The sequence below is a fragment of the Reyranella sp. genome (assembly GCF_004297405.1).
Taxonomy (GTDB): Bacteria; Pseudomonadota; Alphaproteobacteria; order Reyranellales; family Reyranellaceae; genus Reyranella.
The window spans coordinates 28,612-50,332 of record NZ_SCVC01000047.1; the positions used below are offsets into that span (position 1 = coordinate 28,612).

Annotated in this window: 21 protein-coding genes; 8 read left to right on the forward strand and 13 right to left on the reverse strand. The window is 64.7% G+C overall.

Going from position 1 to position 21,721, the window contains the following annotated elements; translation table 11 throughout:
- Positions 1 to 47 precede the first annotated feature (47 nt).
- Entirely contained in the window at positions 48 to 320 is a 273-nt protein-coding gene (locus EPO50_RS30035) for a hypothetical protein (protein ID WP_296350543.1), read from the forward strand.
- On the opposite strand, the gene EPO50_RS30040 is transcribed toward EPO50_RS30035, so the two are convergent.
- A complete protein-coding gene (locus EPO50_RS30040; protein ID WP_296350545.1) occupies positions 283 to 1,146 on the reverse strand; it encodes a response regulator transcription factor in 864 nt (287 codons plus the stop codon). The genes EPO50_RS30035 and EPO50_RS30040 overlap by 38 nt on opposite strands.
- On the opposite strand from EPO50_RS30040, the gene EPO50_RS30045 reads away from it, so the two are divergent.
- Genes EPO50_RS30045 through EPO50_RS30060 form a run of 4 tightly spaced genes read left to right on the forward strand, consistent with a single transcriptional unit; the run spans position 1,130 to position 4,467 of the window.
- Complete coding sequence (locus EPO50_RS30045) at positions 1,130 to 2,500, forward strand: MATE family efflux transporter (RefSeq protein WP_296350547.1); 1,371 nt, start codon at positions 1,130 to 1,132, stop codon at positions 2,498 to 2,500. The two genes, EPO50_RS30040 and EPO50_RS30045, sit on opposite strands and share 17 nt — an antisense overlap.
- Before the next feature lie 60 nt (positions 2,501 to 2,560).
- The gene (locus tag EPO50_RS30050; protein WP_296350549.1) at positions 2,561 to 2,932 is read left to right on the forward strand and encodes a ferritin-like domain-containing protein; all 372 of its coding nucleotides are present in this window, start codon (positions 2,561 to 2,563) and stop codon (positions 2,930 to 2,932) included.
- 4 nt (positions 2,933 to 2,936) lie between these two features.
- Complete coding sequence (locus tag EPO50_RS30055) at positions 2,937 to 3,767, forward strand: family 1 encapsulin nanocompartment shell protein (RefSeq protein WP_296350551.1); 831 nt, start codon at positions 2,937 to 2,939, stop codon at positions 3,765 to 3,767.
- Positions 3,768 to 3,819: 52 nt separating this feature from the next.
- A complete protein-coding gene (locus EPO50_RS30060) occupies positions 3,820 to 4,467 on the forward strand; it encodes a TIGR02466 family protein (protein WP_296350553.1) in 648 nt (215 codons plus the stop codon).
- Here the strand turns inward: EPO50_RS30060 and holA are convergent.
- The 3 genes from holA to EPO50_RS30075 all read right to left on the reverse strand — a co-directional run bounded on the left by holA (position 4,464) and on the right by EPO50_RS30075 (position 8,891).
- Positions 4,464 to 5,507, reverse strand: coding sequence for a DNA polymerase III subunit delta (gene holA / locus EPO50_RS30065; protein WP_296350555.1), 1,044 nt, complete (start codon positions 5,505 to 5,507; stop codon positions 4,464 to 4,466). The two genes, EPO50_RS30060 and holA, sit on opposite strands and share 4 nt — an antisense overlap.
- Positions 5,508 to 5,624: 117 nt before the next feature.
- Positions 5,625 to 8,228, reverse strand: coding sequence for a leucine--tRNA ligase (leuS, locus tag EPO50_RS30070; RefSeq protein ID WP_296350557.1), 2,604 nt, complete (start codon positions 8,226 to 8,228; stop codon positions 5,625 to 5,627).
- An 87-nt stretch (positions 8,229 to 8,315) separates the two neighbouring features.
- On the reverse strand, positions 8,316 to 8,891 hold the full coding sequence (locus EPO50_RS30075; protein ID WP_296350559.1) for a DUF3576 domain-containing protein: 576 nt from the start codon (positions 8,889 to 8,891) through the stop codon (positions 8,316 to 8,318).
- Between the two features lie 399 nt (positions 8,892 to 9,290).
- On the opposite strand from EPO50_RS30075, the gene EPO50_RS30080 reads away from it, so the two are divergent.
- Entirely contained in the window at positions 9,291 to 10,667 is a 1,377-nt protein-coding gene (locus tag EPO50_RS30080; protein ID WP_296350561.1) for a porin, read from the forward strand.
- Positions 10,668 to 10,765: 98 nt separating this feature from the next.
- Here the strand turns inward: EPO50_RS30080 and EPO50_RS30085 are convergent, their stop codons facing one another.
- From EPO50_RS30085 to EPO50_RS30100, 4 genes are read right to left on the reverse strand one after another with little or no spacing between them, the layout of a single operon-like run.
- Entirely contained in the window at positions 10,766 to 11,542 is a 777-nt protein-coding gene (locus EPO50_RS30085) for a methyltransferase domain-containing protein (RefSeq protein WP_296350563.1), read from the reverse strand.
- A 10-nt stretch (positions 11,543 to 11,552) separates the two neighbouring features.
- Positions 11,553 to 12,227, reverse strand: a complete 675-nt coding sequence (locus tag EPO50_RS30090; RefSeq protein WP_296350565.1) for a lactate utilization protein — start codon at positions 12,225 to 12,227, stop codon at positions 11,553 to 11,555.
- On the reverse strand, positions 12,224 to 13,648 hold the full coding sequence (locus EPO50_RS30095) for a LutB/LldF family L-lactate oxidation iron-sulfur protein (protein WP_296350568.1): 1,425 nt from the start codon (positions 13,646 to 13,648) through the stop codon (positions 12,224 to 12,226). Before EPO50_RS30095 ends, EPO50_RS30090 begins: the two co-directional genes overlap by 4 nt.
- Entirely contained in the window at positions 13,648 to 14,445 is a 798-nt protein-coding gene (locus EPO50_RS30100; RefSeq protein ID WP_296350570.1) for a (Fe-S)-binding protein, read from the reverse strand. Before EPO50_RS30100 ends, EPO50_RS30095 begins: the two co-directional genes overlap by 1 nt.
- Positions 14,446 to 14,542: 97 nt before the next feature.
- Here EPO50_RS30100 and EPO50_RS30105 point away from each other — a divergent pair, with 97 nt between their 5' ends.
- Entirely contained in the window at positions 14,543 to 16,009 is a 1,467-nt protein-coding gene (locus EPO50_RS30105; RefSeq protein WP_296350572.1) for a catalase, read from the forward strand.
- A gap of 46 nt (positions 16,010 to 16,055) precedes the next feature.
- Here EPO50_RS30105 and EPO50_RS30110 read toward each other — a convergent pair whose 3' ends face one another.
- The 5 genes from EPO50_RS30110 to EPO50_RS30130 all read right to left on the reverse strand — a co-directional run bounded on the left by EPO50_RS30110 (position 16,056) and on the right by EPO50_RS30130 (position 21,091).
- Positions 16,056 to 17,162, reverse strand: a complete 1,107-nt coding sequence (locus EPO50_RS30110; RefSeq protein ID WP_296350573.1) for an MltA domain-containing protein — start codon at positions 17,160 to 17,162, stop codon at positions 16,056 to 16,058.
- 17 nt (positions 17,163 to 17,179) lie between these two features.
- Complete coding sequence (locus EPO50_RS30115) at positions 17,180 to 17,905, reverse strand: Tim44/TimA family putative adaptor protein (protein WP_296350575.1); 726 nt, start codon at positions 17,903 to 17,905, stop codon at positions 17,180 to 17,182.
- Between the two features lie 128 nt (positions 17,906 to 18,033).
- Positions 18,034 to 19,386, reverse strand: a complete 1,353-nt coding sequence (locus EPO50_RS30120; protein WP_296350577.1) for an adenylate/guanylate cyclase domain-containing protein — start codon at positions 19,384 to 19,386, stop codon at positions 18,034 to 18,036.
- Positions 19,387 to 19,395: 9 nt separating this feature from the next.
- Positions 19,396 to 20,232 (reverse strand): class I SAM-dependent methyltransferase, encoded by an 837-nt coding sequence (locus EPO50_RS30125; protein WP_296350579.1) that lies wholly within the window; start codon positions 20,230 to 20,232, stop codon positions 19,396 to 19,398.
- Positions 20,233 to 20,242: 10 nt separating this feature from the next.
- Positions 20,243 to 21,091, reverse strand: coding sequence for an MBL fold metallo-hydrolase (locus tag EPO50_RS30130; protein WP_296350581.1), 849 nt, complete (start codon positions 21,089 to 21,091; stop codon positions 20,243 to 20,245).
- Between the two features lie 232 nt (positions 21,092 to 21,323).
- Here EPO50_RS30130 and hspQ point away from each other — a divergent pair, with 232 nt between their 5' ends.
- Positions 21,324 to 21,707, forward strand: a complete 384-nt coding sequence (gene hspQ / locus EPO50_RS30135; RefSeq protein WP_296350583.1) for a heat shock protein HspQ — start codon at positions 21,324 to 21,326, stop codon at positions 21,705 to 21,707.
- Positions 21,708 to 21,721: the final 14 nt, after the last annotated feature.

Consider the following 21,721-nt stretch of genomic DNA (forward strand, 5'->3'; position numbering starts at 1 on the left):
TTCCGGCGATGAAGTGTCCTTGCTCGAGGAGAGCAATGGAGGACACGATGATGAAGACACTTTCGACGTGGGCCGTGGTTGTGATGGGATTGCTGGCGCCGGCCGCCGCTTTTGCGCAGTCGAGCGATGCCGCCTACTGCAGCGCGCTCGCCGCAAAGTACGAAAGGTATCTCAACCAGGACGTGCATCGGGCCTCTCAGTCGCAGAGCCTCGAATCTCGCGCTGCATTGGAGCAGTGCAAGGCGGGAAACACCGGCGGCATCGCTGGCCTCGAGAAGGCGCTCAAGAATGCAGGCTACGAGCTGCCGCCACGGGGGTGATCGTCTCGCTGGCATCCGACAACAGGAAGCCAAGGCCATGAATGTTGTCGATCCTCACGGTGGCTTTCGCGTCACTGAAAAGCTTGCGCAGCCGGCATAGATAGACGTCGAGGGCACCTGCACTCTGCTGCCCGTGTTTGCCGAAGATCTGGTTGACCAGGGCCTCGCGCTTGATGACGTGGCCCTGGTTGCGCAGCAACAGCTCCAGCAACTCCAGCTCGCGTGCCGGCAGGGACTGTATTTCATCTCCGATCTTGAGGAGACGATTGCCGAGATCGAGCACGACGTTGCCGACCTGCAGCATTTGCTCCGCAGGTTGGTCGACTCGACGCAGCACCGCGTGCAACCGTGCGGCGAGTTCATCCATGGCGAAGGGCTTTACGAGATAATCGTCGGCTCCGCTTTGCAGACCGACAACTCTGTCGTCGAGGCTGTCCCGCGCTGTCGTAACAATGATCGGCAAGGTGTGGGTCGACGACCGCAGTGTCCGCAGCAGATCGATGCCCTCGTCGTCAGGCAGGCCGAGATCCAGCACCACGGCCGAATAGTCGACCGATGCGACCGCCTTTTGCGCGTCGGCGGCTGTGCTCACCTGGTCGGCGTCGAAGCCGGCGCGCGCCAAGTTCGCCGCAACCAGGCTGCTGAAGTCGGAATTGTCTTCGACGATGAGAATCCGCATCGATGCTCCGACATCATGCTGCTCGCTGGACCTGACAGGGCCCTTACAGGCAGGCGCGGCATTACCGGACAGGTAATCGACCTGATGACGATCAGAGCGCACCTCTCCGGGGCAAGCCCGGGAGAGTTCCATGTCTGCGTCGTCCACCTCAGGCCTGTCCGCGCGCACCCAGCGCATCCTCGAAGCGCCGGTCCTGCCCCTGCTGTTGACCCTGGCCCTGCCCAACATCGGCGAAGCGGCGGCGCGCATCACCTTCCTCACGGCCGATGCGCTCTTCGTCTCCTGGTTGGGCAGCGATGCCCTCGCCGGTGCCGCCGTCGTCTTTCCCCTGTTTCTGATCCTGCAGACCGCGACCGCCTCGGGCATCGGCTCCGGCGTTTCGTCCTCGATCGGCCGTGCGCTGGGCGCGGGCGATTCCGAGCGTGCTCGCTCGCTGGCCGGCGTCGCCGTGACCATCGCCCTGATTGGTGCTGCCCTCACCACGGCGTTGATGGTGCTCGCCGGTCCACACCTCTACAGGACCATGGGCCTGGCCTCGGGCGCCCTGGAGATGGCCGTGCTCTACAGCGCGGTGATGTTCGGCGGGGCGGGCTTCGTCTGGTCGATGAACTTGCTGGCCAATGTCTCGCGCGGTGCCGGCAACATGGTGGTCCCGGCCTTTGCCATCGCCATCGGCGAAGTCTTCCATCTGGCTTTGTCACCTCTCCTGATCCTTGGCTGGGGGCCTGTGCCGGCGATGGGCATCGTTGGCGCTGGCATCGCGGCCATTGCGGCCTACGCCGTCGGGACGATCATTCTCGTGCTCCATCTCGTGTCTCGCCATGCGCTGGTGCGACTGGAGCGTCGCCACCTTCGCTGGCGAACCGGTGAAGCGAAGGAGATCCTGAGCGTCGGTGCATTGTCGGCGGCGAGTGCCCTCGCCTTCCAGATCACGACCTTCCTGGTAGCCGGCCTGATCGCGGGTCTCGGGAGCACGGCGATTGCCGCCTATGGCGCGGCCAATCGGCTGGAGCTGCTGCAATATCCCATCACCTTCGCCTTCGGTTCGGCCGTCATCACCATGGTGGCTACGGCAGCCGGCGCGCGTGACTTCGCACGGGCCCGGCGGGCTGCCTATACGGGGGCTGCCGTGGCGGGCGCCATCGGTCTGATCTTCTCAGGCGTCGCGTTGTTCGGCGGAAACTGGATGGCCCTCTTCACGGCCGATCCCGCGATCCGCGCGGCGGGATCGATCTATCTCCTGGGCCTTGCCGCCGTCTTTCCGCTGACCGGCGTCGGGCTCGCCTGCTATTTCGCCTGCCTCGCCATCGGCTATGTCACCGGTCCATTTCTGCTGGCCGTGGCGCGTGTCGTCGTGGTCGTCGTTGGAGGCTGGGCAGCGTTGCAGCTTGGCGGCGGATTGATCGGCATCGCGCTGGCGAGTGCGACGGCCTTCGCCCTGTTTGGAGTGGGTGTGTTTCTGATTGCGCGCTGGCGCTTCAATGCTCTGGCGAAACGCTGATTCAGTGGGGGTGACGGCATCCGGCCGGAACCGGCGGTGCGATCACGCGTTGGTCCGGACATGGCAAGCGAAACACTTCACGAGGATCCGGTCGCCCTCGGCCCGGAGGTCATCGATCGTCACCGCGCGATCGTCTCGCTCATGGAAGAGCTCGAAGCCGTCGACTGGTACGACCAGCGGGCCAAAGCCACCGCGAACCCCGAGTTGCGCGCCGTCCTCGAACACAATCGCGACGAGGAAAAGGAGCACGCGGCCATGGCGCTGGAATGGCTGCGTCGCACCGATCCCGTGCTCGACAAGCATTTGCGGACGTTCCTGTTCAAGGAAGGTCCGATCACCGAGATCGAGGCGAACATGGAGAGCGCTGGCGAAGAGACCGCACCGTCGGGCAGCCTCGGCATCGGCAGCCTGCGTCGGCAGCCGGAGAAGTGACGCCATGAAGAACCATCTTTTCCGCGATCGTGCGCCGATCACCGAAGCCGGTTGGGAGGAGATCGAGAAGGAAGCGAAGCGCACCCTGCACGCTCTGTTGGCCGCTCGACGCGTCGTCGATTTTCGAGGGCCGCTGGGCTGGGGCGCGTCCGACGTCGAGTTGGGCCGCGCCGATCCAATCGCCTCGCCGCCCTCAGCCGATCAAGTGCAGGCGCGGTTGCGTCGCATCCAACCGCTGGTCGAGCTGCGCATTCCTTTCGAAATGAGCCGCAGCGAACTCGACGCGATCGATCGCGGTGCCCGCGATCCCGATCTGGATTCCGTCACGGCCGCGGCGCGCGAAATCGCCATCGCCGAGGATCGCGCAATCTTTCACGGCTATGAGGCGGCGCAAATCGCTGGTATCTGCGAAGTGCAGGCAGGCAAGGCCGTGCCGTTGGGCGGCAGCCATGCCGACTATCCCGACGCGGTCGCCGCGGCGCTGAAGGCGTTGCGCGACGAAGGCGTCGAAGGTCCCTTCGCCGTCGTGTTGAGCGAGCAGCTCTACAAGGATCTCACTGCGCGCACCGATGGCGGTTATCCGATCCTGAGCCATGTGCAGCGGCTGATCGACGGCGACGTCCATGCCGCGCCCGGCCTGGATGGTGGCTTGGTGATCTCGCTGCGCGGCGGCGACTTCGAACTGACCGTCGGCCAGGACTTCTCGATCGGTTACCTCGATCACGATTCAGAGCGCGTGCGGCTCTACATCGAGGAGAGCTTCACCTTCCTGGTGCTCTCCGCGCAGGCCGCGATCCCCCTCAACACCGGGGGTGCGACGAAGGGCAAGCGATAGTTCCCCTGCCCGGCGGCGACTTCGCGGACGTTGCTGGATATGATCGTCCGGCATGATCGAGAAGCAGGACGTCCAGGAACTCTTCCCCACCCCTTTGTGGATCGTGGATCTCCAGCCCGCCGCCGCGGCGACGCTGAACGCCAAGCTGAAAGCCGAGATCGAGCGGCTGATCGCGCCGCGTCCGGCCGTTCCTGCAGGCAGCAACTGGCAGACACCGCAGGATCTGCACACGCGTCCGGCCTTTGCCGAGTTCACCAAGCTGGTCGAGACGGCCGCGCGGGGCGTCGCGCGCTTCCTGCAGGTCGATCAGTATCCGATGGCCATCACGGGCTGCTGGGCCAACGTCAATCCGCCGGGCGCCTATCACCCGATGCACCATCATCCGAACAACTATCTGAGCGGCGTCTACTACGTGTCGGTGCCGACAGCGGGCTCGCTGATCCTGTTCCAGGATCCGCGCGGCCAGGCGTCGATGATCATGCCCAAGCCACGTCAGTACACACGGCTGACCGCCAATGGCGCCAATGCCGAGAGCAAGGAAGGCCGCCTGCTGATCTTCCCGGCGTGGCTGAAGCACACCGTGCCTGCCAACAACGGGCAGAGCGAGCGCATTAGCATTTCCTTCAACCTGATGTTCAAGAATTTCAGCGAGACCATGGCCTCGCCGCTGTGGGATCCCACAACCGGCAAGGACAGTTAGCGCCGCGCCCGTCCTGCGCGTGCGGCCTGCGAGAGCCTGAGGCAGAGCCGACGGGCGATCGCCTCGTCGGGCAAGCCGGTGCGCTTGCACTCGATCTCGGCCTCCAGAATGGTCGTCAGCGCCGAGGAAAGTCGCGGCAGTGGCCAGTTGCGCAGATGACGCTCGAAGCGTTGGCGCACCGGGCCGCCGCGTGGCAGGCCACGAGCCTTGAACATCGCGGCTTCGAGATTGCCGCCCTTCGCGGCATGTCCCGACACGAGATGAAGCTGGTCGGCGTGGCGCTGCAGGGAACGCACGAGCTGCACCGGATTGCCGCCTTCGGCGAAGACGCGATCGAGCGCGCGGTCCAGCGCCACCGGTTCGCCATCGAAGGTCGCGGCAATCACGTCGTCGATGCCGATCGAGGCCGTGTCGCCCAGTACGGCCATCGCATCGTCGAGCGTGACGGTTTTGCCGGCGTCGGTGCCCTTGTAGAGCATGAGCTTGTCGATCTCGCTGCGCGTCTGGCCGCGATCGCCGCCTAGCCGCTCGACGATCCATTCGAGCGCCTCGGGTTCGATTGTGAGGCCGAGCGCGCGGGCCGAGCTCTCGACCAGCCCTTCGAGCGCCGCCTCGTTGTCCATATAGCAAGGCAGCGCCGCCAGGGTCGGTTCGGTTTCGGCCAGCGTGCGCAAGGTCGAACGCGGCGTGAGATTGCCGCCTTCGACTATGATCAACGCATCGCCGGCCGTTGCCTCCGCCAGATTCTGAAGCGCCGTTGCCGACTCCTCGCCGGCCGGCCGTACACGGACCACGCGCCGCCCGCCCATCAGCGACATGGCGCCGAACTCGTCGGCCAGCCGCGCGGGATCGCCCTTCAGCACGTCTCCCGCAATGTCGACGACACGGAACGGGTCCTTGAGGTCTTCGCAGATGGTCTTTGCGAGCTGGGCGGCACGTTCGCCGATCAGCCCGTCATCATTGCCGTAGATCACCACGCCCCGGATCTTGGGATCCGGCTTCCTGAGAAAAGCTTCAGCGTTGCGCGGCTCGATCTTCAATGAACAACCTCGTCCTGAGGAGCGCCGCATCGCGGCGCGTCTCGAAGGACAGGCCGCCACCCGGTTGCCCACCCTTCGAGACGGCGCTTCGCGCCTCCTCAGGGTGAGGCACTGATACTACACCACGACGTTGACGATGCGGTTGGGCACGACGATCACGCGCTTGGGCGTCTTGCCGTCGAGGCCACGCGCCAGCTCGGGCAGAGCAAGGGCGGTCTTCTCGGCAATGTCCTTGGGCGCATCTTTCGCAAGCGCGATGGTGCCGCGCAGCTTGCCGTTCAACTGAACTGCTACGGTGACGGTGTCGTCGACCAGCAGGGCGTCGTCGGGCAGCGGCCAGGGCGAGTCGGCCAGCAGGCTCTTATGGCCGAGCGCATCCCACAGTTCTTCGGCGAGATGCGGCGTCATCGGGCCGATCAGGCGCACGAAGATTTCCAGCGCCTCGCGCAGCGCCCACTTGGTCGACTCGTCCTCAGCCTTGACCGAGTCGATGGTGTTGGCGAACTCGTAGAGCCGCGCCACCGCCTTATTGAAATGGAAGGCTTCAATGTCGGTCGAAATGCCGGCGATCGACTTGTGCGCCGCGCGGCGCAGCGCCGTGGCGGCATCGGAGAAAGCGGCGGGCTTGGGCGTGCCAGCGGGCGGCAGGCCTTCGAGTGCGGCCGTGGCAATGCGGAACAAGCGCTGCTGGAAGCGCCAGGCGCCGGTGACGCCGGCCTCGGTCCATTCGAGGTCGCGCTCCGGCGGAGAGTCCGAGAGCATGAACCAGCGCGCAGTGTCGGCGCCGTAGTCGCGGATGATCTGGTCCGGGTCGACGACGTTCTTCTTCGACTTGGACATCTTCTCCGAGCGGCCGACCTCGACGGGGCTCCTGTCGGAAAGACGCACGACCTTGCCGCCCTCCACCCGCTCGATCTCCTCGGGTGTCAGCCATGAGCCGTCGCTCGCGCGATAGGTCTCGTGGCAGACCATGCCCTGCGTGAACAAGCCGTCGAACGGCTCGTCACGACTGGTCATCTGGACCTCGCGCATGGCACGCGTCCAGAAGCGTGAATAGAGCAGATGCAGGATCGCGTGCTCGACGCCGCCGATATACTGATCGACCGGCATCCAATAGTGGTTCTCTTCGCGATCGAACGGCGCCGTCGTGAGTTGCGGCGAGGTGAATCGGTCGAAGTACCAGCTCGAATCGATGAAGGTGTCGAACGTGTCGGTCTCGCGACGCGCCGGCTTGCCACAGGTCGGGCACGCGACATGCTTCCACGTTGGATGACGGTCGAGCGGATTGCCCGGCCGGTCGAAAGTCACATCGTCCGGCAGCTCGACCGGCAGATCCTTGTCCGGCACCGGCACGACGCCACAGCTCTCGCAATGGATCGCCGGGATTGGGCAGCCCCAGTAGCGCTGACGTGAAACCAGCCAGTCGCGCAGGCGATACTGGATGGTGCCCTTGCCGACACCCATCTCTTCCAGCCGCGCGATGACCCGGCTCTTGGCTTCCTCGACGTCGAGCCCGTTCAGGAAGTCGGAATTGACGACAACGCCATCTTCAATGAACGGCGCGGCAGCGATGTCGATCTTCGTGCCATCAGCCGGCGCCACGACCTGCAGGATCGGCAGGCCGTACTTGGTGGCGAACTCGTGGTCGCGCTCGTCATGGCCGGGGCAGCCGAAGATCGCGCCGGTGCCATATTCCATCAGCACGAAGTTGGCGGCGTAGACCGGTACCGTCTTGCCTGGCATCAGCGGATGCTGCGCGAGCAAAGGAAGCTTGTAGCCTTGCTTTTCCGCAGTCTCGACCTCGGCCGCCGCCGTTCCGGTCTTGCGGCATTCGGCGACGAAGCGCTGCAGGCCGGGATCGTTGGCCGCGAGCCCCGCGACCAGCGGATGCTCGGCCGACAGCGCCATGAACGAGGCGCCATAAAGCGTGTCGGGCCGGGTGGTGAAGATCTCGAGCTTGCCGTGGTCCTTTCCGGATGCATCGGTGAGCTGCCAGAAGACGCGCGCGCCGCGGCTCTTGCCGATCCAGTTCGCCTGCATCAGGCGCACCTTCTCCGGCCAGCGCTCGAGCGTGTCGAGGCGGCTCAGCAGCTCATCGGCGAAATGGGTGATCTTGAGATTCCACTGCGTGAGCTTGCGGCGCTCTACCGGTGCGCCGGTGCGCCAGCCCTTGCCTTCGATCACCTGCTCGTTGGCCAGCACGGTGTTGTCGACGGGATCCCAGTTCACCCACGCTTCCTTGCGGTAGGCGAGCCCCGCCTTCCAGAAGTCGAGGAACATCTTCTGCTGGTGGCGGTAGTAGGTCGGGTCACAGGTCGCGAGTTCGCGGCTCCAGTCGAGCGACAGGCCCATCGATTTGAGCTGCGTCTTCATGGTGGCGATGTTCTCGTAGGTCCATTTCTTGGGATGGACCTTCTTCTCCATGGCGGCATTCTCGGCCGGCAGGCCGAAAGCGTCCCAGCCCATGGGATGCAGCACGTTGAAGCCCTTGGCGCGCTTGTAGCGGGCGATCACGTCACCCTGCGTGTAGTTGCGCACGTGGCCCATATGGATGCGCCCCGACGGATAGGGGAACATTTCGAGCACATAGTACTTGGGCCGCGCCTTATCCATGGCGGCCTTGAAGGTCTGACGATCCTCCCAGACCTTCTGCCACTTGGCCTCGGTTTCATGGAAATTGTAGCGCGCAGGTGCGGCGGGTGCTGTGGGCGTCGACGACACGGACTTGATCCCGAAAAAGACTGAGGCCGCAGCGGATGCCCGCTGCGGCCTCTCACGTCAAGCTTTTGGCGACAGGCCTGGAGTGCGTCAGGAGCCGCCTGCGATACGAAGCTGGCGCGCGCGCGTCAGGATCGCGTTCTCGATATCGATATTGGTGCGCGGATCGACCTGGGCGTCGACCCAGTTGCCGCCGCGGGGCGAGGTCTGCTGCTTGAACACCGCGACGCGGACGCCGTCGGCCCGCAGGTCGCGGTCGAGGATGGTGACCTGGACCTTCATGCGCTCGTTGGGCGTTTCGGAAGGCGTATACCAGTCGGTGATGATGACCCCGCCGAACGGATCGGCCGAGACCAGCGGAATGAAATTGATGGTGTCGAGGGAGGCGCGCCACAGATAGGCGTTCACCGCCACGCCCGTTCCGGTGTCGTCCTTCTTCTGCTGCTTGGAACCGAAGAGGCCGCCGGGGCCGAACATCCCGCCCGTTTCCCGATTGCGGCCGCCCAGGCCTTGGCGCATGTCCTCGTTGCTCCGGGCGCCGGACGGTCCTGTCGACTGCTCAAGAGCGCTGCTGCCGTCGTTGCAGGCGCCCAGGGCCAGAGGGGCGGCCAGAGCGAGCGCGATGCTGCACGCGATGGTGATCGGTGATTTAGACGAGCCCGGCATGATTTGGCGCCCTTAATCCTCTTTGGCCGTGACGGCACGGCGGCGGCCGGACCATAGGCCCAAGCGGTGGTGGACTGCAAGCGCGCGAGACAGCGCACCACAATAAGTAGCTTATAAAAACTATAACAACACTCGATCTAAGTTTTGCACAAAGACTTATTGGATTCGATGGGTTAGAAGATGCCCCGAAGCCGCTGGAAAATGTGACAAAGACGCCACAGGTGCGGACAGAATGGAGCGGCGGCGCGTCCATTTCTTGACCCCCTTTTGGGTGAAGTGTTTTATTGGCTCGCCGCATTGGCGGGAGCCGTGAGTCGCTGCGTTCAGGCTTCCACTTTCCGCCGGTCGGACAGGCCTTTTGGTACGTACCAGTCTCTGATCAATGAGAGAGGGAGAATGATGAAAAAGCTTCTACTCGGCTCGACCGCCTTGGTCGTCGGCGGGCTGATGGCCGCCCCGGCCATGGCAGCCGACCCGATTAAGATCGGCGTAGGCGGCTACTATCAGTTCTACGCGATCGCCGGCGGCATCAATTCCACGGTCGCCATGGACGGCACCTGGACCCAGTACAAGGGCCTCAACTTCCAGCAGGAAGGTGAAATCCACTTCATCGGCCAGACGAAGCTCGATAACGGCACGTCGGTCGGTCTGCACGTGGAACTCGAAGGCTGGAACGCCTCCGCCGGCACCACTGGCGCGACCCGCTGGATCGACGAAGCCTTCCTCTTCGCCTTCGGCGACTGGGGTCGTGTCGAGTTCGGTGGCCGCGATCCGGCTTCGTACCGTATGTACTACGGCACGCCGTCGGCCCTGCTCGGCTTCGGCGCCATTCAGCACAACAGCAACTTCGCCTGGGCCAACGCCTCGGTGATGGCGAACAACAAGGCGTGGTTCCACGCCACGACGACGACCAACGCCGGTCAGTTCCAGGACGGTCAGGGCATTAACTACTTCACGCCCCGCTTCCAGGGTCTGCAGATCGGTGTCGGCTATCGTCCGAAGGCCAACCTCGGCCAGCAGGCAGGCGCCCTCTCCGGCCTCGGCAGCCCGGGTCCGGCTGGTCTCGCCAGCGTGTGCGGCTACAACGATCCGACATCCGCTCCGAACTGCCCGTCTGCTGACTACTCGTGGCAGGACGTGTTCGACGTCGGTGTCAACTATCTGAACAAGTTCGGTGATGTGACCGTCGCCCTCTACGGCGCGTTCATGTACGCCTCGTTCATCCCCGGCAACCAGCCCTTCGGCACCCAGAACTACGCCAACGGTGCGAACCTGACGTCGTGGAAGCAGTGGGTCGTCGGTGCGCAGGTCGGCTTCGCCGGCTTCACCCTCGGTGGCGCCATCGGCTACGACAACAACGGCCTCGGCTCGAACTACTTCACCAACGTCGACAACGACACCCGCTTCTACACCGCGGGCGTGATGTACGAGACCGGTCCGTGGCAGATGTCGTTCAACTGGGTTGGCTCGTTCAACACCAACGGTAACGGCTCGGTGTCGGTCAACAGCATCGCTCCGGGCACGGGCGCCCAGTCGGTCGCTGCTGCTGCTACGGGTGTTCCGGGCATCAGCTCCAACGCCTTCAACCCCAACTCGCTCGCCGGGTTGCGTTTCGGGCAAGAGTCGGTCCAGAAGTTCGAAGTTGGTATCAACTACGCGCTCGGGCCGGGCGTGAAGCTGACCGGTGGTGGTCTGTACTACGCCGCTTCGGGTCCCTCGAATGCCGTCTCCGGCAACTCCTGGGGCATCCTGGTCGGTATGGACCTGCGCTTCTAGTCGCAAGTCCTACGGATAAAATTGGGAAGAGCGGGCGAAAGCCCGCTCTTTTCTTTTGTGCACCCCTTCGACCCGCTCCATTTGAACGGCGAGGCCGATCAGGATTTGCGCGCCACCATGTTCACGAACAGGGTCGGCAGGTAGGTGCGCGAGACGGGCAGGCGTTCGGTGGCCTGACGGGCCAGAACGGCGCGATTGTCTTCGTGGTCGAGCACAATCTGGAAGAGACCCTGCTCGACGGCACCAGCCCGTGGATCGAGTTCGGGTTTGCCGTCACGTTCGACGCGATAGGCGACGTCGAGACCGACATCACCGCCGCAGTAGAAGGCACTGGCGACTTCCAGTCGGCCGAACAGTAGCCTCAGACCACTCAGCGAGAAGCGCCAATAGTCATCAGGCGTCACGTGGAAGGCCTGCGACCACGCCGTCGAGATATAGGCGAAACCGCCAGACCGCAGCAGCCGCTCGATGTTGCGTGCGGCGCGCGCCGGATGGCGCGTCCGCTCCAGCACATGGCGGCTGATCACCAGATCAAAGTCCGCCTCGTCCAGCCTTGCAGCAAGTGTGCGCGGATCGCTGCAGATATCGGCGACGCAATCGACATTGCTACCTTCGAAAAGATCGAGGCCCACAAAGTGTGCCTTGGGGCCGAAGCGCTTGGCGATCAGACTGCGCCAATTGCGTTCGTTGCGATCCGAAACGAGGGTGCGCGATCCAACCTGCAGGACACGCGGTGCGCGCCGGCCCGCCGACCGGGCGACCCGCTCGAACAGCAGCTCGATCTCTCGGCTGACGCTCGTGCCGACGACGCGAAGCTCATTCCTTGGGCCGGAGCCTGCTGGCTCCGAAGGAGACGCGCCGCCGGCAGATTTCATCGCTGCGGCCTCATTCGCGCACGACCAGGATGTGCATGCGACGCGGCCCGTGCGCGCCAAGCTCGATCGTCTGCTCGATATCGCCGGTGCGCGAGGGGCCGGTGATGGTGTTCACGGTGCGCGGCATGCGGTCCTTGCCGTAGCGTTCACGCAGCCGCCCCCAGACATCCTCGTAGCCGCCGACGATATCGGCCTCGCGCAACACCACGACATGTGTGTCGGGCAACAAATTGAGCGACACCGGGTGGTCGGGACCGGAGGCCATCACCAAGGTGCCAGTCTCGGCGATGCCGGCGAAGGCGCCGGTGATCGAGACCTGGTCGTCGCCTTCGCCGCGGCCGCGCCGGATCGACAGCATCTTCTGGCTGGCCCAGTCGTAGCCTTCGAGCAGGGGCGAGGGCGCCATCGCGACATTGGCCGGCAGATTATTGCGGGCGAGAAAGCCGGTGACCTCGCCCGGCACGTCGGCCGCGCTCACCCGCGCCACACTGGCATTGTTGAACTCCGCCCACTGGCAGAACAGCGCCACCTTGTCGGCTGGCGCGAGCTGAGCGCGCGCCACGGTAGGGCCGCGCGGTGGCTGGGCCAGCCGGCTCTGCACGTCCTTCAGCCCATCGCCCGCGAGTTCGCCCCGCTGCAACGAGCGGCGGATCCCGTTCAGGATCTGCGACCGGTCGGCGCTCATGGCCGCTTCCTCCCGGCCTTCCATTGCGCGTGGAAGGTGCCGCCGGGTGGCGGGGCAGGGAAGTCGCGGAAACGCGTCCAGCCGCCGGCCAACGGCAGGCTGTGATAACGACCCTCGACCCGACCGAACAGAGAGAGCACGCGGTTGGCGATCGTCGTCAGGCCGCGGTAGAGGCCGGGCCGGCGCGCGACGAAGCTCCAGAGAGCGAGGCCCTGGCGCACGGCCTTGGGCGTGAGATGCCGTTCGAATTCGCGCTCGCGCCAATGCCGCATCAGCTTGGGCAGGGGGATGCGCACCGGGCAGACGCTCTCGCAGCGCCCGCAGAAGGTCGAAGCGTTGGGCAGATTGCTCGCTTCCTCGACGCCCACGAGCTGCGGCGTCAGCACCGCGCCCATCGGGCCGGGGTAGACCCAGCCATAGGCATGGCCGCCGACAGCGCCATAGACCGGGCAGTGATTCATGCAGGCGCCGCAGCGAATGCAGCGCAGGATATCCTGCATCTCCGTGCCCAGCACACCGGAGCGGCCATTGTCGAGCAGCACCACGTGATACTGCTCCGGCCCGTCGAGATCGCCGGGCCGCTTCGGTCCGGTGTTGAGCGTCGTATAGGCCGACGATTCCTGGCCCGTCGCCGAACGCGCCAGCACGCGCAGCAGCACGGCAGCGTCCTCGAGCGTCGGGATCACCTTCTCGATACTCGCCAGCACGATGTGCATCTTGGGCAGCGTGTTGGAGAGATCAGCGTTGCCCTCGTTGGTCACCAGCATCGACGAGCCGGTTTCGGCCACCAGGAAGTTGGCGCCGGTCAGGCCGACATCGGCATCGAGGAACTTCTGGCGCAGCACATAGCGCGCCTCGGCGACGAGATCGTTGCGTTCGGTCAGTCGCTTGTCGAAGCCCAGCTTGCGGTGATGTTCAAGGAATGTATCGGCGACCTGGTCCTTGGTGAGATGGACCGCCGGCGCGATGATGTGGCTGGGTGGCTCGTGGCGGAGCTGGATAATGTATTCGCCGAGGTCCGTCTCGATCGGCGCGATGCCCAGCGCTTCGAGATGCTCGTTGAGTGCGATTTCCTCCGCGACCATCGACTTCGATTTGGCGACCGTCTTGGCACCGACGCTGCGGCATAGATCGGCGATGATGCGCCGCGCATCGGCGGCGGTCGGCGCCCAATGAACATGACCGCCGAGGGCCAAGACTTTGCGCTCGAACTCCTCGAGGTAGAAATCGAGGTTGGCGAGCGTGTGGTTTTTGATGTCGCGCGCACGATCGCGCAGCGCCTCGAATTCGGGCAGCCGCTCGGCTGCCTGACGCCGCCGCTCGGAGAAGCCGACCTTCAGCTTGGCCAGCGAATCCTGCAAATTGGGATCGGCCAGGGCCGTGCCGACATTGTCCTTGAAGGCATGGGCAGTGGATTGCATCAGCGTGCTCCCGTCTCGGGCTCGCCAATCGCGGGCAGGTCGCCCATGCCGGCCAACACTTCGGCAACGTGGCGTACGCGTACTGCGCTACCTTCGCGCTGCAGCTTGCCCGCCATGTTCATCAGGCAGCCGAGGTCGCCCGCCAGCAAGGTCCCGGCGCCGCTCGCGGTGATGTCAGCAGATTTCTCGCCGACCATGGCGTTGGAGATCTCGGGATACTTCACGCAGAACGTACCGCCGAAGCCGCAACAAACCTCGGGCGTCTTCATCTCGCGAAGTTCGAGGCCCTGCACCGAACCGAGCAATTGCCGCGGCTGCTCCTTTACGCCGAGCTCGCGCAGGCCTGAGCAGGAATCGTGATACGTAACGGCGCCGTCATAGTGGGCGGCGACTTTCTTGACGCCGAGCACGTCGACCAGGAAGGAGATCAGCTCGTAGCTGCGCCCGGCCAGATTCTCCGCGCGCGCTTTGAGGGCGGGATCGTCGTCGAACAAGCCTGGATAGTGGTGAGACAGCATTCCGCCGCAGGAGCCCGAGGGCGCGACTACGGCGTCGTACCCTTCGAATGCGTCCATGACCTGCATCGCGATGGCCCGGGTCGTGGCGCGGTCGCCCGTGTTGTAGGCCGGCTGACCGCAGCAGACCTGCAGTGGTGGCACCTCGACCGTGCAGCCCGCCTCTTCGAGGAGCTTGATGGCGGCAAAGCCCACTGCCGGCCGGAAGAGGTCGACCAGACACGTGACGAAAAGCGCAACGCGGCGCGGCGGGGGGTGGAGATTTTCGGATGAATTGGACACGCTGGGCACCATGGCAGCGCTAAAAATAGCGTGCAACGGCCCCTTGTTTAGAATGATTCTAATCAGATATGTTTGAAGGAAGACCTAGGAGGGATGGATGTCTGATCGGCCCGTACTGACTGAAGAGAGCGGCGCACCCACTGCCGACAATCAACGTTCCCAGAGCGCCGGCCCGAACGGTCCGCTGCTACTGCAGGATCATCACCTGATCGAAAAGCTAGCGCGGTTCGACCGGGAGCGCATCCCCGAGCGGGTGGTGCATGCCCGCGGTTCGGCGGCCTACGGCACGTTCGAACTCACCAAGGATTGCAGCGCCTGGACCCATGCTCACTTCCTGAACGGCGTTGGCAAGAAGACCGACACCTTCCTGCGCTTCTCCACCGTCGCACTGGAGCGCGGTTCGGCCGATACGGTGCGTGATCCGCGCGGCTTCGCGCTGAAGTTCTACACCGAAGAAGGCAACTACGATCTGGTCGGCAACGGTACGCCGATCTTCTTCATCCGCGATCCGCAGAAGTTCCCGGACTTCATCCATTCGCAGAAGCGCGACCCCTTCACCAACATGCAGGAGCCGGAGAACGCGTGGGACTTCTTCTCGCATTCACCCGAGGCGACGCATCAGTTCACCTGGCTGTTCGGTGATCGCGGCATTCCCGCGAGCTATCGCAATATCGATGGTTTCGGCTCGCACACCTACCAGTGGGTGAATGCCAAGAACGATGTCTTCTGGGTGAAGTACCACTTCAAGACGGATCAGGGGATCAAGAACCTGACCAGCGAAGAAGCGGCGCGCATCGGTGGCGAGAACCCTGATCATCATCACCAGGATCTGCTGCAGTCGATCGAGAAGGGCCAGTTCCCGTCGTGGACGGTGAAGGTTCAGATCATGCCGGCGGCCGAGGCGGAGAACTACCGCTTCAACCCGTTCGATCTGACGAAGGTCTGGTACTACAAGGACTATCCGCTGATCACGATCGGCAAGCTGACGCTCAACCGCAATCCCGACAACTATTTCGCGGAAGTCGAGCAGGCCGCCTTCAATCCGGCGAACTTCGTCCCCGGCATCGGTCCGTCACCGGACAAGATGCTGCAGGGCCGCCTGTTCTCCTATGGCGACACGCAGCGCTACCGGTTGGGTATCAATCACACGCAGATCCCTGTGAATCGTACGCGTGTACAGGGCGGCGCGCACAACTATGGTCGCGATGGCGCCATGCGCTTCGATGCCAATGGCGGCCGTGCCAAGAACTACGAGCCCAACAGCTTCAACGGACCGGCGGAAACCAGCGAGCCGACCTACGCCCGCATCGAAGTCAGCGGCCTTACCGGCACCCACAAGCCGGTGCTGCACAAGGAGGACAGCGACTTCGTGCAGGCGGGCGCGCTCTATCGGCTGATGAAGCCGGAAGAGAAGGATCGGCTGATCGCCAACATCGCGGGCAATCTCGGCAAGGTGACGCGCGATGACATTGTCACGCGCGCCATCGGCCACTTCCGCGCGGCCGATGCCGACTACGGCAACCGGCTCGAAGCCGCGATCAAGGCGTTTCGCGCCAAGCGCTGACGATTGAGCTGCTGGGACATGGCACTTTGGGTGCCGTGTCCCAGCATTAGGTCTTGTTGGGAACGAGAACGATCGCGCGGCCGTCGCCGACCATACGGCCGGCCCAGTCGGCAGCCTGCGCGCCGGCGCCGAAGAAGACGTCGCCGCGCGCCGGACCCTTGATGGCTGCGCCCGTATCCTGCGAGATCATCAGGCGGCGATAGGGCTCTGTAGCGCCGGGCTTGCGCGCCACAGGGCGCTTGGTGTCGATCCAGATCGGCGTGCCATAGGGCGTGAGGGTGGGATCGATCGCCATGCTGCGCTGGGCCGTCAGCACCACGCCTTCAGCGCCGATTGGCGCGGAGGTTTTGGTATCCTTGAAGAAGATGTAACGCTCGTTGCGACGCATCACGTCGCGCGCCTGCTGCGGGTTGCGCTTCAGCCAGTCGCGGATCGCAGGCCAGGTGGCCTCGTCCTTCTTCATCACACCCATTTCGACCAGCACAGCACCGATCGCCGTATAGGGGCGATTGTTGGAGCCGTCGAAGCCCAAGGTCATGGTCCCGCCTTCGGCGAGCTGGATGCGGCCGCTGCCCTGGACCTGTACCTCGAACAGCCCGACTGGATCCTGCACCCAGGCGATTTCGAGGCCTTTGCCCTTCAGCACGCCACTCTCGATCTCGGCGCGCGTGTAGTAGGGCTTGTCGGCTAGCAGATCGGGCGGCTTCCGATAGACCGGCACCGTGAAGAGACGGGACGGCGCCTTGCTGCCGCGCAGCTCGGGCTCGAAGTAACCGGTGAACTTGCCCGGAGACTGGACGACCAGCGGGCGGAAATTATCTTCGAAGAAGAGGCGCGCAGCGCGGCCGTCGCCGGCTTTCACGGCGGCGGCCGAATCGCAGATGTTCCTCCACTCCGCCGGGGTGATCGTCTTCTCGCCGCCGTCGGTCGCGATCTTGGTGTCGGGCCCTGTCGTCAGCTTGGGGCAGGAGCGGCGAAAAGCGACGAGTGCCTCGCCATGCCGGTCATCGGCCCAGCCGGGAATTTCGTTGTAGGAGATCGGCGCCATCGCGAGACGCTTCTCGGGCGCCGCACCCGGCGTGCTGGCGCAAGCAGACAGAAGACCCGCAACGGCCAGCCATGCCGCGCCGCCGGCGAGGACGCTCCAGCGCATTATCGGCAACGCCTCCCTCAGCCTTCGCTTTCGGTCTTGATGAGCTGCCAATTCGGATCGCTGGACTTGGTGTCGCGTCGGAATGTCCAGAGATCCACGACCTTTTGTACTTCGTTCGGATTGCCGTCGACGATCTGGCCTTCGGCATTGCGCACGACGTTGATCTGTTCGCTGACGAAGCGAACGGTCACCGCGGCCTGCGTGCCCTGCATCTCGGCGCCCGCGATGTCGGAAGCCTCGAAGCCGATCAACGTCCCTTCAGCCTTCTCATTGCGCTCCGCGCGGCCGCGGATGGCGCCCTCGAAGCTCGTGAAAGTCGGGCCATCGAGCAGCGGCTTCAGTGTCGCGGTATCGCCGCGCGCGAAGGCTTCGACAATGGCGGTGAAGGCGGCACGGGCGCCGGCGGCAAAGCCCAGCGGATCGAAAGACGGATCAGCCGCACGGATGGCATTAACGCCCGGCGTTGCCGTCGGCATCACCGTGGCGCGAATGCCGCCGGGACCACTTGTGGCGTTCGACGGCCGCGGCGCCGGCTGATTGGCAGTCGGCAGCGGCACGACGTTGTCGTTGCCCTGCGCGGCGTCGCCATTGCGCGGCGTCGCCGGCGGCGGTGCAGGAGGCGTGAAAGGATCACGCGCCGGTGGCCGCTCGTTGCCGGTGCGCTTGCCGAGCACGGATCGCAGTCGCAGAATCAAGAAGACCGCGACGAGTCCAATTAGAATGATGTCGTAGTTGTTACCCACGATGGCGCTCCGCCAGCTCGCTGCCCACGTTTTCCTTGCCCTGTCGCCAAATTACATAGGCTCCGAATGGGGAAAGGGCAAGGCAAGGGCAAGGCAACGAGATGCCGCCCCTCTGGGCCCGACAGCCTTCAAGGAGCGAGAATCACAATATCCACGGGTTCTGCGACGCCCGTAACGCTGCGGTTTGTCCGCCTTTCGTGGGGGCCGGCCGACACATAGCCCTGCTGGGCGGCCAGGCGATAGGTCGCGGCATCCGTCACGGCGCGCGTATGTTCCTCTTTGTTGTGCTTCTCGAGTTTCGCCGCGAAATTCACGGCGTCGCCAATCACGGTGAATTCGAGCCGCTCGCCATCTCCCACGGCACCGAAAACGACACGGCCCGACGATACGGCCAAGCCGATCTCGAGCGGTGGCATGCCGGCTGCCTGCCGCTCGCGTGACCATTGCGTGGCGGCGGCGATCACGGCATCCGCAGCGCGCAACGCATCGGCCGCGGCAGTCGGCGACGGAACGACCGCGCCGAACGAGGCCAGGATGCCGTCGCCCAGGAACTTGTCGATACTGCCGCCGTGAGCTGCGATCAGCGGACAGACACGGCCCTGATACTCCTGCAGAATCTTCATCACAGCGTCAGGTGCGAGTTCGGTCGACAGCCGCGTGAAGCCGCGCAGGTCGACCGTCAGGATGGCGACGTCGCGCAGCTCGCCTTCGCCAGCCTTGATCGACATCGAGGCGCCACGGATACGCGCGGCGACGCCGGGATCGAAGAAGCGCGAAAGATCGCTGGCCGCAACGCCTTCGCTTACCGCGCGCACCAGCAGATAACGTGCCCGCGCGATGGCCAATGCCAGCACGATCGTGGTCAGCACGATGGCGACCATCTTGTCGATTTCGGCGTAGAGCAGCAGCGCGTTGCCGGTCATGTATTCGACGAAGTCATCGGTCGGGTTGGGCGGCCCGCCGCGGCCGCCTAGGGCGTAGAGGATCAGGCCGGTCCACCCCAGGATCGCGACGAAGCCGGTGAACAGCACGAAGCGCGCCTCGAAGCGCAGCGCACGCAAGGCAATGAACAGGAATACATAGAGGAGCGTCGGCACCTTCAGATAGAAGACAGCCGGCTGCGCGTACTTGTAGTGGAACGAGTAGATCAGGCCCATCAGCAAGGCCATGTCGGCGATCACCGACAGGTAGAGCATCCAGGGCCTGAGCAGGCGGGCATAGGCGAGGCCGAGTCGCAGCAGGCAGAAGAGGCCATAGATCGCCAGAACCTCGACCTCGAAGGAATAGTCCTCCTGCACCACGCCCGTGGGCATGGCGGTCGACTCGTAGACCGTGGTGACCAGCACGACGATCGCGAGCTGGACCCAGCCGATCAGGATCTCGCTCTGCTCCTGCTGGCGGCGGATCGCCGCCTGCACGCGCTCGGGCAGCTCGCCGGTTCCTGCGCCGTCGAACAACCATGCGCGCAGCCGGCTAAGCATCCGTAGTCCCTAACGCTTCTCGAGCCAGAGGCTCGCCGGCAGGGCGTCGGGCAGCCTTGGCAGCCGCGCCACGACTGAAGAGGCCAGCCGGTCGGCCAGTCGTCGCTCGGCCCAGGCGCTGGCGAACAGCGGCGTGTAGGCGCCGGTCGCCAACAGAGGCATCACCCCCTGCTGTTCGTTGTAGGCGCGCCAACCCCAGATCGCGGGATAGTCGTAGGGCAAGAAGACGTCGTGGATATGGATCAGCGCGCCCGCGGGAAGCTTTGGCAGGACGCGATTCAGGAGGATGTCGACGTCGCTGCCGGGCATCAGGATATGGCTGGAGTCGATGAACAGCACATCGCCCGGCTGCAATCCGTCGAGCACCTCGGGCGGCGCGGCCTGCAGGGTCGATGGTACGACGCGGACACCCGGCAGGTCGGCGATGTCCGCGCGTGGCGCGGGATCGATCGCCAGGATTTCGCCGAGGCCGCCCAGGGCCTTGGACAGCAGGCGCGTCGAATGGCCGGATCCGACCTCGACGATGCGGCGCGGCTTGCGATCGCGCACCAGCGCATAGGCGACCGCCGCATCGAGCGAGGGGAACCAGGACTGGTCGAGCAGGGTCTTCAGCCCTTCGAGGGCAGTCGCCTGGGCGTCGACGGCATCGAGCACGGCGGTGAAGTCGGCCAGCCTGCTTTCGAAGAGCTGCTCGATCGCGGGATAGGGCGGCTGCGCGCCGGGCGGCGGCAGGAGTGGCGCATAGCGGTGCGGGATGAACCAGCCGCGCGGCTTCATGCCGAGGACGGTCGGCAATCCGAGCGCGAACCGCCGCCAGCGGCCGCGCAGGCTGAGCTTGGCAGTCATTACAGTATGCTCACGGGCTAAGAGTAAGACCTTCGTGGGCGACGATCACACGCGGCAAGCCGTTCGCGGCCGTGCCCGGACGCAGCGCCGCTGCCTCGCGTGCCACGCCGTCCATGAAGGCATCATCGTGGTTGGGGTCGTGATGGAAGATCGCGAGCGTGCCGACGCCGGCTGCATCCGCGACCCGCACGCCTTCCTGCCAGGTCGAATGACCCCAGCCGCGGTAGCGTGCATATTCATCGTCGGTGTAGCTCGAATCGTAGATCATCACGTCGGCGCCGCGGCACAGGTCGACGATGGTCTGGTCGCGCTGGCCTTCGCGATGCTCGGTGTCGGTGATGTAGCAGATCGACTTGTCGCGGAAATCGATGCGATAGCCGGTAGCGCCGTTGGGATGGTTGAGTGGTGCGGTGCGAAGGCCGACTGTTCCACAGGACAGCGTTTCGCCGGCGCGGAACTCGCGGAACTCGACGCTGGCCTGGAACACATCGAGCGACACCGGATAGAGCGGCGCCTGCATCAAGTGTCCAACGACCTTCTTCAGCGTGTAGGGCGCTTCGAGATGGCCGGCCCACATGCGCACCGAGTTACGCCGTTCGAACAGCGGTGCAAAGAAGGTGAGGCCGGAGATGTGATCGAGGTGCGTGTGCGTGAAGTAGATGTCGAGGTCGAGCGATGCTTGGCGCGCGAGTTCTACGCCCAGCGTGCGAATACCCGTGCCGGCATCGAAAATGAGACGGCGGCCGCCGGCAGTGACCTCGAGGCACGAGGTATTGCCGCCGTAGCGCGCATATTCAGCACCAGGGCACGAGATCGAACCTCGCACGCCCCAGAACCGTACTTTCAAGCCGTCGGCCAACTATACCTTCCCGTGCAGCCTCTCGGCGCAGAGTCCACGGGCAGGCGGCAGCCGTCAACCGAGCCGCCTCCTCACGGACCTGCACCAATCGGCAAGTTTATGGTCGGCGCGTATTGGCCGGAATCTTGCGGGGCGGACCATGCGGCCATTTTTCACGTATTGTTGCAGTCCGAAGTCGAATCTACGGCCGTACTGCGTTGCCTCGGGGCGGCTTCGGAGCAATACTTTGCTTATGGAACCCAACAACCAAGCTTCCGACCCCACCTCCGGGGCGGCGCTTGGCGCGGCCCCCCTCCGTCGTGCCAAGTTCGCCATCGGCCAGGTGGTGAAGCACAGGATCTATCCGTTCCGCGGCGTCATCTTCGACGTCGACCCGGTGTTCGCCAACACCGAGGAGTGGCTGTCCTCGATCCCCGAAGAGGTCCGGCCGCGTCGTGACCAGCCGTTCTACCATCTGCTGGCTGAGAATGCGCAGACGACCTATGTCGCCTACGTGTCCGAACAGAACCTGCTGCCCGATGATACCGGCAAGCCGGTGTCGCACCCGCAGGTGCCGCAGTTCTTCAAGGAATTGAAGCGCGGCCACTACGTCTCGCGTGAACGCTCGTTGCACTGATCGTCTGCTGGGAC